Here is a 13,907-nt window from a genome sequence, read left to right on the forward strand (position 1 = left end):
GCCCGGCTCAGCGGGCCGTCATGCCGCCGTCCACCGTGAACTCCGTGCCCGTCACGTACGAGGACGCGTCCGAGCAGAGGAACAGCACCAGCTCGGCCACCTCCCGCGGGCGGCCCATCCGCCCCAGCGGGACGTGCGACCAGTCCTGGCCCGACACCGCGGAGATCATCGGGGTGTCGATGGCCCCCGGATGCACCGAGTTGACCCGGATCCCGTCCCCGGCCAGGTCCAGCGCCGCCGAGCGGGTCAGCCCGCGCAGGCCGAACTTGGTGGAGCCGTAGGCCGCATGGCCCGGGATCCCGACCAGGCCGGCCGTGGAGGAGATGTTCACGATCGAGCCGCCCCCGGCCGCCCGCAGCAGCGGGGCCACCGCCTGGATGCCCAGGAACGGCCCGAGCAGGTTGACCCGCAGCAGCTGCTCGAACTCCTCGGGCCGCTGCTGCTCGACGTGGGCCGTGCGCCACAACGCCGCGTTGTTGACGAGCGCCGAGACGGTCCCGAAGGCCCGTACGGCCACGCGGACGGCCTGCGCCCAGCTGTCCGCGTCGGCCACGTCGTGCCGAACGTACAGCCCTTGGTCGCCGAGTTCCGCGGCCACCGCCCGGCCCTCTTCCTCCCGTACGTCGGTGACGACCACCCGCGCCCCCGCCTGCGCGCACAACCGGGCCTCGGCGGCGCCCTGGCCGCGTCCGGCGCCGGTGATGAGGACGACCTTGCCGTCGAGCGGGAACGTCATGGACCGGCCTCCCAGCGCCCTATGCCTAAGAGGCACATACCTAGCAGTCAGAGGCTGCGGGAGGAAGAGGGGCGGCCCGGGCGGCCGGTCGTAGACTGCGGCGCGTGGCAGACGACACGGACAGGCCCGCACTCCCGGCGACCGGCTGGGCGGTGCTCGGCCTGCTCTCCTTCGGGCGGGAACTCTCCGGCTACGACCTGAAGAAGTGGTCGGACCGCTCGCTCGGGTTCTTCTACTGGAGCCCGTCCTTCAGCCAGATCTACGGTGAGCTCAGGCGCCTGGAGAAGGCCGGTTACGCCTCCTCCCGGCGGGTGTCGGAGGAGGGCCGCACCCGCGACAAGCGGGTCTACCGGATCACCGACGAGGGCCTGGCCGCGGTCCGGTCCTGGGCCCGCGAGGCTCCCGTCGACCCGCCCGTCCTCAAGCACGGGCCGATGCTGCGGCTGTGGCTGGGCCACCTGCTGGAGCCGGAGCAACTGCGCGAACTCCTCGCGGGGCAGCGGGAGTACGCGGAGGGCTTGCGCGAGCGGGCGGCGGCCGATCTGGTGGCCGCCGAGGACGGGACGGACCGCGCGACGCACCCCCTGCTCGCCCTCAGGTGGGCGGAGCGGTACTACGCCTCCGAGCGTGACCTCGCCGCCGCCATGCTGGACGACATCGCCGGCCTCGGCGACCTCGGCGATGTCAGCGGCGTCAGCGTCGGCGGGCTCGCCGGTGCCGATGGCGCCGCCGGTACCGCCGACGTACCCTCGGGGCCATGACGCGCAGCGCGATCGGCCTCCGCACGATGGAAGCGACCGCTCCGGCGCTCGTGAACCTCTACAAGAGCGCGGGGATTTCGCTGCGCAAGCACGGTCTGGAAGGCGGCCGCGCGAGGGTGTACCTGGTCCTGGACCATTCGGGGTCGATGCGTCCGTACTACCGGGACGGCACCGTGCAGGCGCTCGCGGACCGCGTGCTGGGCCTGTCCGCGCACCTGGACGACGACGGCCGGGTGCCGGTGGTCTTCTTCTCCACCGACATCGACGCCGTCGAGGAGATACCCCTCGCCGGGCACGCCGGGCGGGTCGCGGAGATCGCCTCCCGGCTCGGCCACATGGGCAAGACGGCGTACCACGCGGCGATGGACGCGGTGATCGACCACCATCTCGATTCCGGGTCGGGCAAACCCGCCCTGGTCGTCTTCCAGACGGACGGTGGTCCGGTGAACCGGCTCGCGGCGGAGCGCTACCTGTGCAAGGCGGCCCGGCTGCCGCTGTTCTGGCAGTTCGTCGGCTTCGGGAACATGCGCAGCACGCAGTTCGACTTCCTGCGCCGGCTGGACGAGCTGCCCGTCCCGCAGAGCCGTGTGGTGGACAACGCCGGGTACTTCCATGCCGGGCCCGACCCGCGGGCGGTGCCGGACGGGGTGCTGTTCGACCGGCTCGTCTCGGAGTTCCCGTCCTGGCTGGCGGCGGCCCGCGAGGCCGGCATTTTGCGCGTCTGAACGGCGACGGCCGCAGGCAGGCGCTTTGATGGACGCATGACCACGAACAACTGGGCAGCATTCGAACAACAGGAACCGGAATTCGCGGCGGCGGTCCGGGCCCGCTTCGCGCAGTACCCGCACCATGTCCTGGCCACCCTGCGCAAGGACGGCTCCCCGCGGCTGGCGGGGCTGAATGTCGACATCCGCGGCGGCGAACTGTGGCTCGGCATGATGCCGGGCTCCCTGAAGGCCAGGGACCTGCAGCGCGACCCGCGCTTCGCGCTGCACACCAACCCCGGTGCGGGCGAGGAGATGCCCGACGGGGACGTGCGGATCTCCGGGCGGGCGATCGAGCTGCTGGACCCGCCCGAGCTGCACCGGTACGCGGAGGAGACGGACACCCCGCACCCCTTCCACCTCTTCCACGCCGACCTGACCGAGGTCGTCCACATCGGCATCGACGGTGACGAGCTGGTGGTGCGCACCTGGACCCCGGAGCACGGGCTGCGCACCATCCGGCGCGGCAACGACGACGAGCCGCCGCGGGAGGAGCCCGCTAGCTGAGCGCGCGGAGCACGCCGGGCAGAGCGGGCCGACCGGGCGGGCCGGCCTGTCCGGGCGGGCCGGGTGCGGGGTCGATGTCGACCCAGCTGCGGTCGATGGTGATCGTGACCTCGCCGTACGTGGCGTCGTGGTCACCGCGGTACTGGTGGGCGCGGCGCCGGCCGGCCCACTGCGGGGTGCCCTCGGGCAGGCCCATGTCGGCGTCGGCGACCGCGGCCCGGTCGTTCCAGAAGGCCACCCAGAGGACGTCCGGCATGGCCTCGGGCGCCTGGTCGTGATGGGCGCTGAGCGCCTTGGTGCCGGAGCTCGCGGAGGTGTAGGCGCCCGCGCGGTAGCCGAGCTCGTGCAGCCGGACCGTCCAGGCGGTGAGGTAGGCGACGACCGGCGGGTCCCAGGTCTGCCGGTCCGTGTAGTGCTCCAGGTCGTTGTAGAGCACGGTGCCTTCGGCCAGACCGAGGCCCCGGGCCACCTCGACTGCGCCGTCGGCGGCCTCCCGGCCCTGGTCGTCGGCCTCGGACGGGTCGGGGGACAGGCCGGTGGTGGAGCTGTGCCAGGGCTGCGGGCCGACCCAGAGCGGCATCAGGTACCACCCCGCCTCGGCCTGCCGCCCGATCCAGGCGGCGGTGAGCTGCGGCTGGGCGCAGGCGCGGGCCCGGCCGCCGATGTAGATCCCGATCGCGCCGAAGGGGGAGGCGGCCCGCCAGGCGTCCATGGCGCTCTGGGGCGGGGCGGTGCAGGCGTCGAAGCCGTAGCCGGTGAAGGGCTCCTGCCCGGTACGGGGGCGGGGCCGCGCCACGGCTGCGGCGGGGACGCCGACGGCGCCGTGCGCTGCGGCCCGGGCGGTGGCCCGCGCCAGTACCTCCCGTACGCCGTCGGGGATGGTGCCGTACGACAGCGTGGCCATCACCCCGGGGCGGCGCAGGGCGTAGCGGACCTCGTTGCTCGCGCCGCGTGCCTCGGGCAGCGCCGCCGCCGCGCCGACCTCGACGGTCGGGATGTCGGCGCGCGGCGGGGCCCCTTCGAGCGGCTCCAGGTGCAGGGTGTCGGCGCGGGTCCGCACGGCCCGGCCGGTGCATTCCCGCTGGGTGCCGGCGTGCCCGAGGTACAGCGTGGGCAGGTCGAGGCGCAGACAGGCGTCGGGATTGCGGTCGAGGTCCACGACCCGCCAGTGGCCGGGGAGGCTGAGGCTCAGCCCGTGGTAGTCGACGGTGGTCCCGTCGGCGGCGGCGGGGACGGCGGCAGGCGCGAGCAGGGCGGCGCCGAGCACACAGGCCGACATCATTCGGGAGGGCATGCGGCACTGTTACCAGACCCCGGGACCCCCGATCGGACGGTGCCGCGCCCCCTGCGCCCCTGGTGGCGCCGCGCATCACCCGCACGAGCGAACGGAGCCCACGGGTGGTCAGCGGCGTTGTCAGCGGCGGTGGTTAGCGTGGTGGTCGTCGCGTGCGACCGGCACCGACACCGAGCAGGACGACCGTGGGGGAAACATGAAACACGCGTACACCGCCGGCAAGGCGCTCGTTACGGCTGCGGCGATGGCCTCGGTACTGACGCTGACCGCGGGGCCGGCCCAGGCCGCCGCGGCGGGTGAACTGGTCGGATATCCGGGGCCGGACGGGGTGCTGTGGATACCCGAGTGGACGGGTTCGGGCGGCTTCGTCTCGGGCGGCCTGAACGCCCACCTGGACACCCTGATCACCGTCGCCTGCGAGGGCGGCGGCAGCGTCGAGGTGACCTTCCGCCTCGACGAGGAGCCCGAGGCCCGCGCCCCCTTCAGCCTGACCTGCCCGACCGACACCCCGGCCACCGTCACCGTCCCCCTCGGCACCGGCCTGCACGGCGGCTTCGTAGCCGCCGTGACGGCCTCGTCCCCGTCCACACGCTGGGGCACCGCGGTCATCCAGCCGGAATAACCGTCCCTGGACGCCACAGCGCCCGTCATCCCTGGTCGGGGACATGACGGGCGCTGTGGCGCGGGCGCAGCCTCAGATGTGCGCCACCTTGAAGCCTGCGCGGGCCGACTTGCCCACGCACTCGTCGCGGATGCGCAGGAGGCAGCGTGAGCGGCGCCGAGTGGACCAGTACGTCGATGCCATACCTGACCCCGCGCGCCGCGGGGAGCGCGGACGCTTGGACCGGCGAAGCCGACTCCGCAGGCCGCCGGGGCGGGCGGCGCATCCTCCACGCCGGGGAGGTCGTCGTTCTCCCCGAGGTCGCCGGAATGCTCGGCCTGGAGGTTGGAGCGCGGGTCGTGGTCCGTCGCAGGATCAGCGAACTCGACGATGGACCAATCGAGTTGACCGACACCTACTACCCCGCCGACATCGCCACAGGTACGCCATTGGCCGGGACGGCCAAGATTCGCGGCGGCGCCGTGACGCTGCTAGCGGAGCTGGGGCACGTCGGCGTAAGGGTCGTCGAGGCCGTGACAGCGCGGATGCCCAGCTGCGAGGAGCGAGAGCAGCTGGGCCTGGCGTCCCGTGAACCAGTACTTCAACTTGCCCGCATCACCTATGACGGCGTGGACCGCCCCATTCCAGGCGGACGTGATGGTCGTGCCCGCCGGACGGCAGCAGTTGCGGTACGAGATCAGTCTCGGCTCTTCACAGCGTGCATGAACGGGGTCCACGCGGCGGCTGGGAACACCAAGACCGGGCCGACGCCCGCGAGCTTGCTGTCCCGGACGGGGATGATGCCTGGGACGTCATCGGACACCTCGACGCAGTCGCCGCCATCCCCATTGCTGTACGAGGACTTTCGCCAGGAGAGGCCGTTCACGTCTGCGCGCATGTCGCGTACTCCTCCGCCACCGACTGGATCAAGGTCAGGGACACCTCCGGTGACAGCGCAGCGGCCCTGGCAAGATCGTATGACCTCCAGTAGCGCTGAACCAGAGCCGGATAGTCGAGCAGCTGCCCCGCGTAGGGGCCCTCCGTGTACGCCACGTCGGGCGCATCCGCGAACTGCATGATGCGCACCATCGAGCCCACTGCCCCATGGGCCCCGGCTGCGAACGGCACGACCTGCACGGTGATCCTGTGGGCACGGACGTACGAAGCGATGTGCCGCAACTGGGCCGCCATCACAGCAGGTCCGCCGACCGCTGTCCGCAGTACCGACTCGTGCAGGACTACCCACATCTCGGGGGTCTCCGGATCGACGAGGAGCCGTGCCCGTTCGATGCGTGCCACAACCAGGGCTTCAACACGCTCGGCAAGCGCGGTCGGGCTGGCGGCCCGGATCACGGCCCGGGCATAGTCCTCCGTCTGAAGCAGCCCCGGAACCAGCGTGCAGGCGTACTCGTAGGTGGCCGTCGCCAGGCCTTCCAACTCGGCTGCGGCGGCGAAGTACTCGCTGTGCTTGGACTTGAACGCCCTGGCCAGGCGGAAGAAGTAGTCCCCCGTGTTCAGCTCCCTGTCGATGAGCTTTGCGATCTCAGGGCGCAGTCGACGCCGCCCGCTCTCCATCATCCCGACGTACGCCCCCGTGGCGAAGATCCGCTCGCCCAGCCCCTCCTGGGTCAACCCCGCCGCCTCGCGCCTTCCCCGCAGTTCCTCGCGGGCGAACTCATCCGGCGTCTCCGCTCCACCCTCATCGTTCGGCTTGGCCATGAGCCAACTCCCCGCTTCCGCAGTGCCCTTGCTCCGCGAAAATCGTAATCGCCACCGCACCGAAGGATCAGCGGAACGCATTGATACGACTACGCAACGCCACAGCGCCCGTCATCCCTGGTCGGGGACATGACGGGCGCTGTGTCGGGGGTCCGCACACCGTTGTGCGGTCCGTATGAGGGGTCCTCCGGGAGGGAGGGGTCCTGCGGGTACTGCGGGTCAGACCGTCAGGGCGCGGTCCGTCGGCTTGACCGGGTACGGGAGGGTGCTGCTGCCGGTCAGGTAGCGGTCCACGCCGCGGGCCGCGGAGCGGCCCTCGGCGATGGCCCAGACGATCAGGGACTGGCCGCGGCCCGCGTCGCCCGCGACGAACACGCCGTCCACGTTGGTGGCGTACGAGGCGTCGCGCTCGATGTTGCCGCGGGCGTCGAGCTCCAGGCCGAACTGGTCGACCAGGCCGTTGGACTGGTCGGTGCCGGTGAAGCCCATGGCGAGGGTGACCAGCTGGGCCGGGATGGTGCGCTCCGTGCCCTCCTTCTGGACCAGCTTGCCGTCGACGAACTCGACCTCGACCAGGTGCAGGGCCTGGACGTTGCCGTCCTCGTCGCCCTCGAAGTGGGTGGTGGAGACGGAGTAGACCCGCTCGCCGCCCTCCTCGTGCGCGGAGGTGACCTTGTACAGCATGGGGAACGTCGGCCAGGGCTGGCCCGAGGGGCGGTCCTCGGACGGCCTCGGCATGATCTCCAGCTGCGTCACCGACAGGGCGCCCTGGCGGTGGGCGGTGCCGACGCAGTCCGCGCCGGTGTCGCCGCCGCCGATGACGACGACGTGCTTGCCCTCGGCGGTGATCGGCGGGGCGACGAAGTCGCCCTCCTGCACCTTGTTCGCCAGGGGCAGGTACTCCATGGCGAAGTGGATGCCCTTGAGGTCGCGGCCCGGGACCGGCAGGTCGCGGGAGACCGTGGCGCCCGCCGCGATGACCACCGCGTCGAACCGCTTGCGCAGGTCCGTCGCGGTCAGGTCGCGGCCGATCTCGATGCCGGTGCGGAACTTCGTTCCCTCCGCCCGCATCTGCTCGATGCGGCGGTTGATGTGCACCTTCTCCATCTTGAACTCGGGGATGCCGTAGCGCAGCAGACCGCCGACGCGGTCGGCGCGCTCGTACACCACCACCGTGTGCCCGGCCCGGGTCAGCTGCTGGGCCGCGGCCAGGCCCGAGGGGCCGGAGCCGATCACGGCGACCGTCTTGCCGGACAGCCGCTCCGGGGCCTGCGGGGTGACGTCGCCGTTGTCCCAGGCCGTGTCGATGATCGAGACTTCGACGTTCTTGATCGTGACGGCGGGCTGGTTGATGCCGAGCACGCACGCCGATTCGCACGGCGCCGGGCAGAGGCGGCCGGTGAACTCCGGGAAGTTGTTCGTCGCGTGGAGGCGCTCGGACGCGGCCGACCAGTCCTCGCGGTACGCGAAGTCGTTCCACTCCGGGATCAGGTTCCCGAGCGGGCAGCCGTTGTGGCAGAACGGGATGCCGCAGTCCATGCAGCGGCCGGCCTGCTTGCTGATGATCGGGAGCAGCGAGCCGGGGACGTAGACCTCGTTCCAGTCCTTCAGCCGCTCGGCCACCGGACGGGTACAGGCGGTCTCGCGCGGGGTGGTGAGGAAGCCCTTCGGGTCAGCCATGGGTCGCCGCCTCCATCATCTTCTCCGTGGTCTCGGACTCCGAGAGTCCGGCCAGCTCAGCGGCGTCCTTGGCGGCGAGCACTGCCTTGTACGTGGTCGGGATGATCTTGCTGAAGCGATCCGCCGAGACGGACCAGTCAGCCAGGAGCTTCGCGGCCACGGTCGAGCCGGTCTCCTCCTCGTGGCGGCGCACCACATCGTGCAGCCACTGCTTGTCGGCGTCGGACAGGGCCTCGACGGCGCCCGCGTTGCCGGCATTGACGTTGTTCAGGTCGAGGTCGACGACGTACGCGATGCCGCCCGACATGCCGGCCGCGAAGTTGCGGCCCGTCTCGCCGAGGACGACGGCGGTGCCGCCGGTCATGTACTCGCAGCCGTGGTCGCCCACGCCCTCCGAGACGACCAGGGCGCCCGAGTTGCGGACGCAGAAGCGCTCGCCGGTGCGGCCGCGCAGGAACATCTCGCCGCCGGTGGCGCCGTAGCCGATGGTGTTGCCGGCGATGGTCGAGTACTCGGCGAGGTGGTCGGCGCCGCGGTCGGGGCGGACCAGGATCCGGCCGCCCGACAGACCCTTGCCGACGTAGTCGTTGGCGTCGCCCTCCAGGCGGAGGGTGATGCCCTTCGGCAGGAAGGCGCCGAAGGACTGGCCGGCCGAACCGGTGAAGGTCAGGTCGATGGTGTTGTCGGGCAGGCCCGCACCGCCGAACCGCTTGGTGACCTCGTAGCCGAGCATGGTGCCGACGGTCCGGTTGATGTTGCGGATCGGGACCTGCGCGCGGACCGGCTGGGCGGCCTCGGCGCTCGGCGCGTTCAGGGCCTCGGCCGCGAGCTCGATCAGCTCGTTGTCGAGGGCCTTCTGCAGACCGTGGTCCTGCTCGATCAGGGCGTGGCGGACCGCGCCCTCGGGCAGCGCCGGCACGTGGAAGAGGGGCTCCAGGTCCAGGCCCTGCGCCTTCCAGTGGGTGACGGCCTGGGTGGTGTCGAGGAGTTCGGCGTGGCCGACGGCCTCCTCGATGCTGCGGAAGCCGAGCTCGGCGAGGAGCTCGCGCACCTCCTCCGCGATGAACTCGAAGAAGTTGACGACGAACTCGGGCTTGCCGGAGAAGCGCTCGCGCAGCACCGGGTTCTGGGTGGCGACGCCCACCGGGCAGGTGTCCAGGTGGCAGACGCGCATCATGATGCAGCCGGAGACGACGAGCGGCGCGGTGGCGAAACCGAACTCCTCGGCGCCGAGCAGCGCGGCGATGACGACGTCGCGGCCGGTCTTGAGCTGGCCGTCCGTCTGGACCACGATGCGGTCGCGCAGCCCGTTGAGCAGCAGGGTCTGCTGGGTCTCGGCGAGGCCGAGCTCCCAGGGGCCGCCCGCGTGCTTGAGCGAGGTGAGCGGGGAGGCGCCCGTACCGCCGTCGTGGCCGGAGATGAGCACGACGTCCGCGTGGGCCTTGGAGACACCGGCGGCGACGGTGCCGACACCGACCTCGGACACCAGCTTCACGTGGATGCGGGCGGCCGGGTTGGCGTTCTTGAGGTCGTGGATCAGCTGAGCCAGGTCCTCGATGGAGTAGATGTCGTGGTGCGGCGGCGGCGAGATCAGGCCGACACCCGGGGTGGAGTGCCGGGTCTTGGCGACCCACGGGTAGACCTTGTGGCCGGGCAGCTGGCCGCCCTCGCCGGGCTTGGCGCCCTGCGCCATCTTGATCTGGATGTCGTCCGCGTTGACGAGGTACTCGCTGGTGACGCCGAAGCGGCCGGAGGCGACCTGCTTGATCGACGAGCGGCGCGCCGGGTCGTACAGGCGGTCCGGGTCCTCGCCGCCCTCACCGGTGTTGGACTTGCCGCCCAGCTGGTTCATGGCGATGGCGAGGGTCTCGTGCGCCTCCTTGGAGATGGAGCCGTACGACATGGCGCCGGTGGAGAAGCGCTTGACGATCTCGGAGACCGGCTCGACCTCGTCCACGGAGATGGCCGGGCGGTCGCTCTTGAAGCCGAACAGGCCGCGGAGCGTCATCAGGCGCTCGGACTGCTCGTTCACCCGGTCCGTGTACTTCTTGAAGATGTCGTACCGGCGGTTGCGGGTGGCGTGCTGGAGGCGGAAGACCGTCTCCGGGTCGAACAGGTGCGGCTCGCCCTCGCGGCGCCACTGGTACTCGCCGCCGATGTCCAGCGCGCGGTGCGTGGCCGCGATGCCGGAGGCCGGGTACGCCTTGGCGTGGCGGGCGGCCACTTCCTGGGCGATGACGTCCAGGCCGGCGCCGCCGATCTTGGTGGCGGTGCCCTGGAAGTACGTGCCGACGAACTCGTCGTTCAGGCCGACGGCCTCGAAGACCTGGGCGCCGCGGTAGGAGGCGACGGTCGAGATGCCCATCTTGGACATGACCTTCAGGACGCCCTTGCCGAGGGCGTAGATCAGGTTCTTGATGGCCTGCTCCGGCTCCAGGCCGGACAGGAAGGTTCCGGCGCGCAGGAGGTCCTCGACGGACTCCATGGCCAGGTACGGGTTCACGGCGGCGGCGCCGTAGCCGATGAGCAGCGCGACGTGGTGCACCTCGCGGACGTCGCCGGCCTCGACGAGCAGGCCCACCTGGGTGCGCTGCTTGGTGGCGATGAGGTGGTGGTGCACGGCGGAGGTGAGCAGCAGCGACGGGATCGGCGCGTGCTCGGCGTCCGAGTGGCGGTCGGAGAGGACGATCAGGCGGGCGCCGTTCGCGATGGCCGCGTCGGCCTCGGCGCGGATCTCCTCGATACGGGCGGCGAGGGCCTCGCCGCCGCCGGAGACCCGGTACAGGCCCGACAGGGTGGCGGCCTTCATGCCCGGCATGTCGCCGTCGTGGTTGATGTGGATGAGCTTGGCCAGCTCGTCGTTGTCGATCACCGGGAACGGCAGGGTGACGCTGCGGCAGGACGCGGCGGTCGGCTCCAGCAGGTTGCCCTGCGGGCCCAGCGAGGACAGCAGCGAGGTGACGAGCTCCTCGCGGATGGCGTCCAGCGGCGGGTTGGTGACCTGCGCGAACAGCTGCGTGAAGTAGTCGAACAGCAGCCGGGGGCGCTCGGAGAGGGCCGCGATCGGGGAGTCCGTGCCCATGGAGCCGAGCGGCTCGCCGCCGGTGCGGGCCATCGGCGCGAGGATGACGCGCAGCTCTTCCTCGGTGTAGCCGAAGGTCTGCTGGCGGCGGGTGACCGAGGCGTGGGTGTGCACGATGTGCTCGCGCTCGGGCAGGTCCGTCAGCTCGATCTCGCCGCTTTCGAGCCACTCGGCGTACGGCGCCGCGGCGGCCAGCCCGGCCTTGATCTCGTCGTCCTCGATGATCCGCTTCTGGGCGGTGTCGACGAGGAACATCTTGCCCGGCTGGAGGCGGCCCTTGCGGACGACCTTGGCCGGGTCGATGTCGAGCACGCCGACCTCGGAGCCGAGGACGACGAGGCCGTCGTCGGTGACCCAGTACCGGCCGGGGCGCAGACCGTTGCGGTCGAGGACCGCGCCGACCTGGGTGCCGTCGGTGAAGGTGACGCAGGCCGGACCGTCCCAGGGCTCCATCAGCGTGGAGTGGTACTGGTAGAACGCGCGGCGCGCCGGGTCCATGGAGGTGTGGTTCTCCCACGCCTCCGGGATCATCATCAGCACGCTGTGGGGCAGCGAGCGGCCGCCGAGGTGGAGCAGCTCCAGGACCTCGTCGAAGGAGGCCGAGTCGGAGGCGTCCGGGGTGCAGATCGGGAAGATCCGGTCGAGCGCGCCCTCGCCGAAGGCCTCGGAGGCCAGCTGGGACTCGCGGGCCTTCATCCAGTTCCGGTTGCCCTTGACCGTGTTGATCTCGCCGTTGTGCGCGACGAAGCGGTACGGGTGGGCCAGCGGCCAGGACGGGAAGGTGTTCGTGGAGAACCGCGAGTGGACCAGGGCCAGCGTCGAGGCGAAGCGGCGGTCGGAGAGGTCCGGGAAGAAGGGCTCCAGCTGGCCGGTGGTCAGCATGCCCTTGTAGACGATGGTGCGGGCGGAGAGCGACGGGAAGTAGACCCCGGCCTCGCGCTCGGCGCGCTTGCGCAGCACGAAGGCCTTGCGGTCGAGCTCGATGCCGGTGCAGCCTCCCCCAGACTCCGTCCGGGAGGTGCCCCCACTGACGAACAGCTGGGAGAAGGCCGGCATGGTGGCGCGGGCGCCGTTGCCGAGCAGGTCCGGGGTGACCGGGACCTCGCGCCAGCCCAGGACCGTGAGGTTCTCCTCGGCGGCGATGGCCTCGATCTGCTCCACGGCGACGGCCTGTGCGGTGCCGTCGGCGGGGAGGAAGGCGATGCCGACGGCGTAGGCGCCGGCCTCGGGGAGTTCGAATCCGGCCACCTCGCGCAGGAAGGCGTCCGGGACCTGGGAGAGGATTCCGGCGCCGTCGCCCGAGTCCGGCTCGGATCCGGTGGCGCCGCGGTGCTCAAGGTTCCGCAGTACGGTCAGCGCCTGCTCGACCAGCGTGTGGCTGGCCTCGCCGCTGAGGTTGGCCACAAAGCCGACGCCGCAGGCGTCGTGCTCGTTGCGCGGGTCGTACATGCCCTGCTGGGCGGGGCGACCGTCCATGGGCGACCAGGCGGTGGTGCTCGGGCCGGTCGCGGAGTGCGTGGATGCGGAACGCATCGGCTCTCCCGTCGTCGTCGTGGCATTTGACAGCCGAGGGACGACGTTGGCCCTCTGCGAAATTTCGTGCAGGTTACATGATGACCGCAATCCCGAGAACCGGATATGCCGTTTCACCATGCGGACACTGCCCGCAGCGGAGAGAAGCGGAGCGAGCAGAGAAGAGGGACCTTCACAAAGGTTCAGGGATTCAGCAGAGGATGCAGAAGCACATCACGGGGCGAAGGTCCCGACGTGGTGTGGAGGCATCGTTGCCCCGCAGCGCCCTCGTCTGATGCCCGGCGGACACGGGCCTGAAACCGCAGGGTAATGGATTACTTATGTAGCCCACTGCATAGTGCCTCATCCGGGCCCGGTCAGCCTACGGCTCCGCCGATCCAGGTTCCCAGGACGTACGTCACACCGGCGGCCGCACCGCCCAGCAGCAGCTGGCGCAGGCCGCTGTACCACCAGGACCGGGCGGTGACCCGGGAGACGACCGCCCCGCAGGCGAAGAGGCCGAGCAGGGCGAGCAGCACCGCGGGCCACAGGGACGTGGCACCGAGCAGGTACGGCAGTACGGGGACCAGCGCACCCAGCGCGAAGGAGCCGAAGGAGGAGACGGCGGCCACCATCGGCGACGGCAGGTCGTCGGGGTCGATGCCGAGCTCCTCGCGGGCGTGGATCTCCAGCGCCTGCTCGGGGTCGCGGGACAGCTGCATCGCCACCTCGCGGGCCAGCGCGGGCTCGACGCCGCGGGAGACGTAGAGCTCGGCGAGCTCCTCCATCTCGTCCACCGGGTGCTTGCGCAGCTGCTGGCGCTCTATGTCGAGTTCGGCGAGGACCAGCTCGCGCTGCGAGGCGACCGAGGTGTACTCGCCGGCCGCCATCGAGAAGGCGCCGGCCGCCAGGCCCGCGAGGCCGGTGATCACGATGGTCTGCGGGGCGACGGCGCCGCCGGCCACGCCGGTCATCAGGGCCAGGTTGGAGACGAGCCCGTCCATGGCACCGAAGACGGCCGGCCGCAGCCATCCACCGTTGACGTCGCGGTGGGTGTGGTTGTCGCGGTGTGCGGTGTGCAGCGGTGCTTCGATGTCGATGATGGACATGCGGCGTATCTCCCCTTTTGTACGGACGGGCGCTGCGAAGCGTCCTACTCCCCCTGCCACCTCGAAACTACGCACGATTTTTCTTGCCCGCCAGCAAGGAAGGCCGTACTTACCTGGGGATTTGGGGGTCGGCGACCGGGTG

General features: G+C 71.2%; 11 protein-coding genes and 1 pseudogene. 5 read left to right on the top strand and 7 right to left on the bottom strand.

What is annotated here, in order from left to right; translation table 11 throughout:
• Nucleotides 1–7: 7 nt before the first annotated feature.
• A complete protein-coding gene (locus AC0666_RS13360) occupies nt 8–736 on the bottom strand; it encodes an SDR family NAD(P)-dependent oxidoreductase (RefSeq protein ID WP_468966967.1) in 729 nt (242 codons plus the stop codon).
• 104 nt (nt 737–840) lie between these two features.
• Between AC0666_RS13360 and AC0666_RS13365 the strand changes: the two genes are divergently transcribed.
• From AC0666_RS13365 to AC0666_RS13375, 3 genes are read left to right on the top strand one after another with little or no spacing between them, the layout of a single operon-like run.
• Complete coding sequence (locus AC0666_RS13365; protein WP_468966970.1) at nt 841–1,497, top strand: helix-turn-helix transcriptional regulator; 657 nt, start codon at nt 841–843, stop codon at nt 1,495–1,497.
• Nucleotides 1,494–2,222 (top strand): VWA domain-containing protein, encoded by a 729-nt coding sequence (locus tag AC0666_RS13370; protein ID WP_478707609.1) that lies wholly within the window; start codon nt 1,494–1,496, stop codon nt 2,220–2,222. Before AC0666_RS13365 ends, AC0666_RS13370 begins: the two co-directional genes overlap by 4 nt.
• A gap of 36 nt (nt 2,223–2,258) precedes the next feature.
• Nucleotides 2,259–2,768: a pyridoxamine 5'-phosphate oxidase family protein gene (locus AC0666_RS13375; protein ID WP_468966975.1), complete on the top strand. Its 510-nt coding sequence runs from the start codon at nt 2,259–2,261 to the stop codon at nt 2,766–2,768.
• On the opposite strand, the gene AC0666_RS13380 is transcribed toward AC0666_RS13375, so the two are convergent.
• Nucleotides 2,761–4,062: a DUF1906 domain-containing protein gene (locus AC0666_RS13380; protein WP_478707610.1), complete on the bottom strand. Its 1,302-nt coding sequence runs from the start codon at nt 4,060–4,062 to the stop codon at nt 2,761–2,763. The genes AC0666_RS13375 and AC0666_RS13380 overlap by 8 nt on opposite strands.
• A gap of 196 nt (nt 4,063–4,258) precedes the next feature.
• On the opposite strand from AC0666_RS13380, the gene AC0666_RS13385 reads away from it, so the two are divergent.
• Both AC0666_RS13385 and AC0666_RS13390 read left to right on the top strand, forming a co-directional pair.
• Complete coding sequence (locus AC0666_RS13385; RefSeq protein ID WP_468966981.1) at nt 4,259–4,684, top strand: hypothetical protein; 426 nt, start codon at nt 4,259–4,261, stop codon at nt 4,682–4,684.
• Between the two features lie 146 nt (nt 4,685–4,830).
• Nucleotides 4,831–5,389 (top strand): annotated as a pseudogene (locus AC0666_RS13390) (UTRA domain-containing protein).
• Here the strand turns inward: AC0666_RS13390 and AC0666_RS13395 are convergent.
• The 5 genes from AC0666_RS13395 to AC0666_RS13415 form a co-directional block, all read right to left on the bottom strand.
• Nucleotides 5,361–5,561 carry a DUF397 domain-containing protein gene (locus AC0666_RS13395; RefSeq protein WP_468966983.1) on the bottom strand — a complete coding sequence of 67 codons (201 nt, stop codon included), beginning with the start codon at nt 5,559–5,561 and terminating at the stop codon, nt 5,361–5,363. The pseudogene AC0666_RS13390 and the gene AC0666_RS13395 sit on opposite strands and share 29 nt — an antisense overlap.
• Nucleotides 5,546–6,382 carry a helix-turn-helix domain-containing protein gene (locus AC0666_RS13400; protein WP_478707611.1) on the bottom strand — a complete coding sequence of 279 codons (837 nt, stop codon included), beginning with the start codon at nt 6,380–6,382 and terminating at the stop codon, nt 5,546–5,548. Before AC0666_RS13400 ends, AC0666_RS13395 begins: the two co-directional genes overlap by 16 nt.
• Nucleotides 6,383–6,601: 219 nt before the next feature.
• Nucleotides 6,602–8,062 (bottom strand): glutamate synthase subunit beta, encoded by a 1,461-nt coding sequence (locus AC0666_RS13405; RefSeq protein ID WP_361724159.1) that lies wholly within the window; start codon nt 8,060–8,062, stop codon nt 6,602–6,604.
• On the bottom strand, nt 8,055–12,620 hold the full coding sequence (gene gltB / locus AC0666_RS13410) for a glutamate synthase large subunit (protein WP_478707700.1): 4,566 nt from the start codon (nt 12,618–12,620) through the stop codon (nt 8,055–8,057). Before gltB ends, AC0666_RS13405 begins: the two co-directional genes overlap by 8 nt.
• 413 nt (nt 12,621–13,033) lie before the next feature.
• The gene (locus AC0666_RS13415; protein ID WP_468584819.1) at nt 13,034–13,765 is read right to left on the bottom strand and encodes a VIT1/CCC1 transporter family protein; all 732 of its coding nucleotides are present in this window, start codon (nt 13,763–13,765) and stop codon (nt 13,034–13,036) included.
• Nucleotides 13,766–13,907 lie beyond the last annotated feature (142 nt).

This window comes from Streptomyces sp. NPDC043680 (assembly GCF_056436685.1).

Bases quoted from the DNA above. Each gene is read 5' to 3' on its own strand.
- AC0666_RS13360 (WP_468966967.1), bottom strand. From the start codon at position 736: ATGACGTTCCCGCTCGACGGCAAGGTCGTCCTCATCACCGGCGCCGGA.
- AC0666_RS13370 (WP_478707609.1), top strand. From the start codon at position 1,494: ATGACGCGCAGCGCGATCGGCCTCCGCACGATGGAAGCGACCGCTCCG.
- AC0666_RS13375 (WP_468966975.1), top strand. From the start codon at position 2,259: ATGACCACGAACAACTGGGCAGCATTCGAACAACAGGAACCGGAATTC.
- AC0666_RS13380 (WP_478707610.1), bottom strand. From the start codon at position 4,062: ATGCCCTCCCGAATGATGTCGGCCTGTGTGCTCGGCGCCGCCCTGCTC.
- AC0666_RS13385 (WP_468966981.1), top strand. From the start codon at position 4,259: ATGAAACACGCGTACACCGCCGGCAAGGCGCTCGTTACGGCTGCGGCG.
- AC0666_RS13395 (WP_468966983.1), bottom strand. From the start codon at position 5,561: ATGCGCGCAGACGTGAACGGCCTCTCCTGGCGAAAGTCCTCGTACAGC.
- AC0666_RS13400 (WP_478707611.1), bottom strand. From the start codon at position 6,382: ATGGCCAAGCCGAACGATGAGGGTGGAGCGGAGACGCCGGATGAGTTC.
- AC0666_RS13405 (WP_361724159.1), bottom strand. From the start codon at position 8,062: ATGGCTGACCCGAAGGGCTTCCTCACCACCCCGCGCGAGACCGCCTGT.
- gltB (WP_478707700.1), bottom strand. From the start codon at position 12,620: ATGGACGGTCGCCCCGCCCAGCAGGGCATGTACGACCCGCGCAACGAG.
- AC0666_RS13415 (WP_468584819.1), bottom strand. From the start codon at position 13,765: ATGTCCATCATCGACATCGAAGCACCGCTGCACACCGCACACCGCGAC.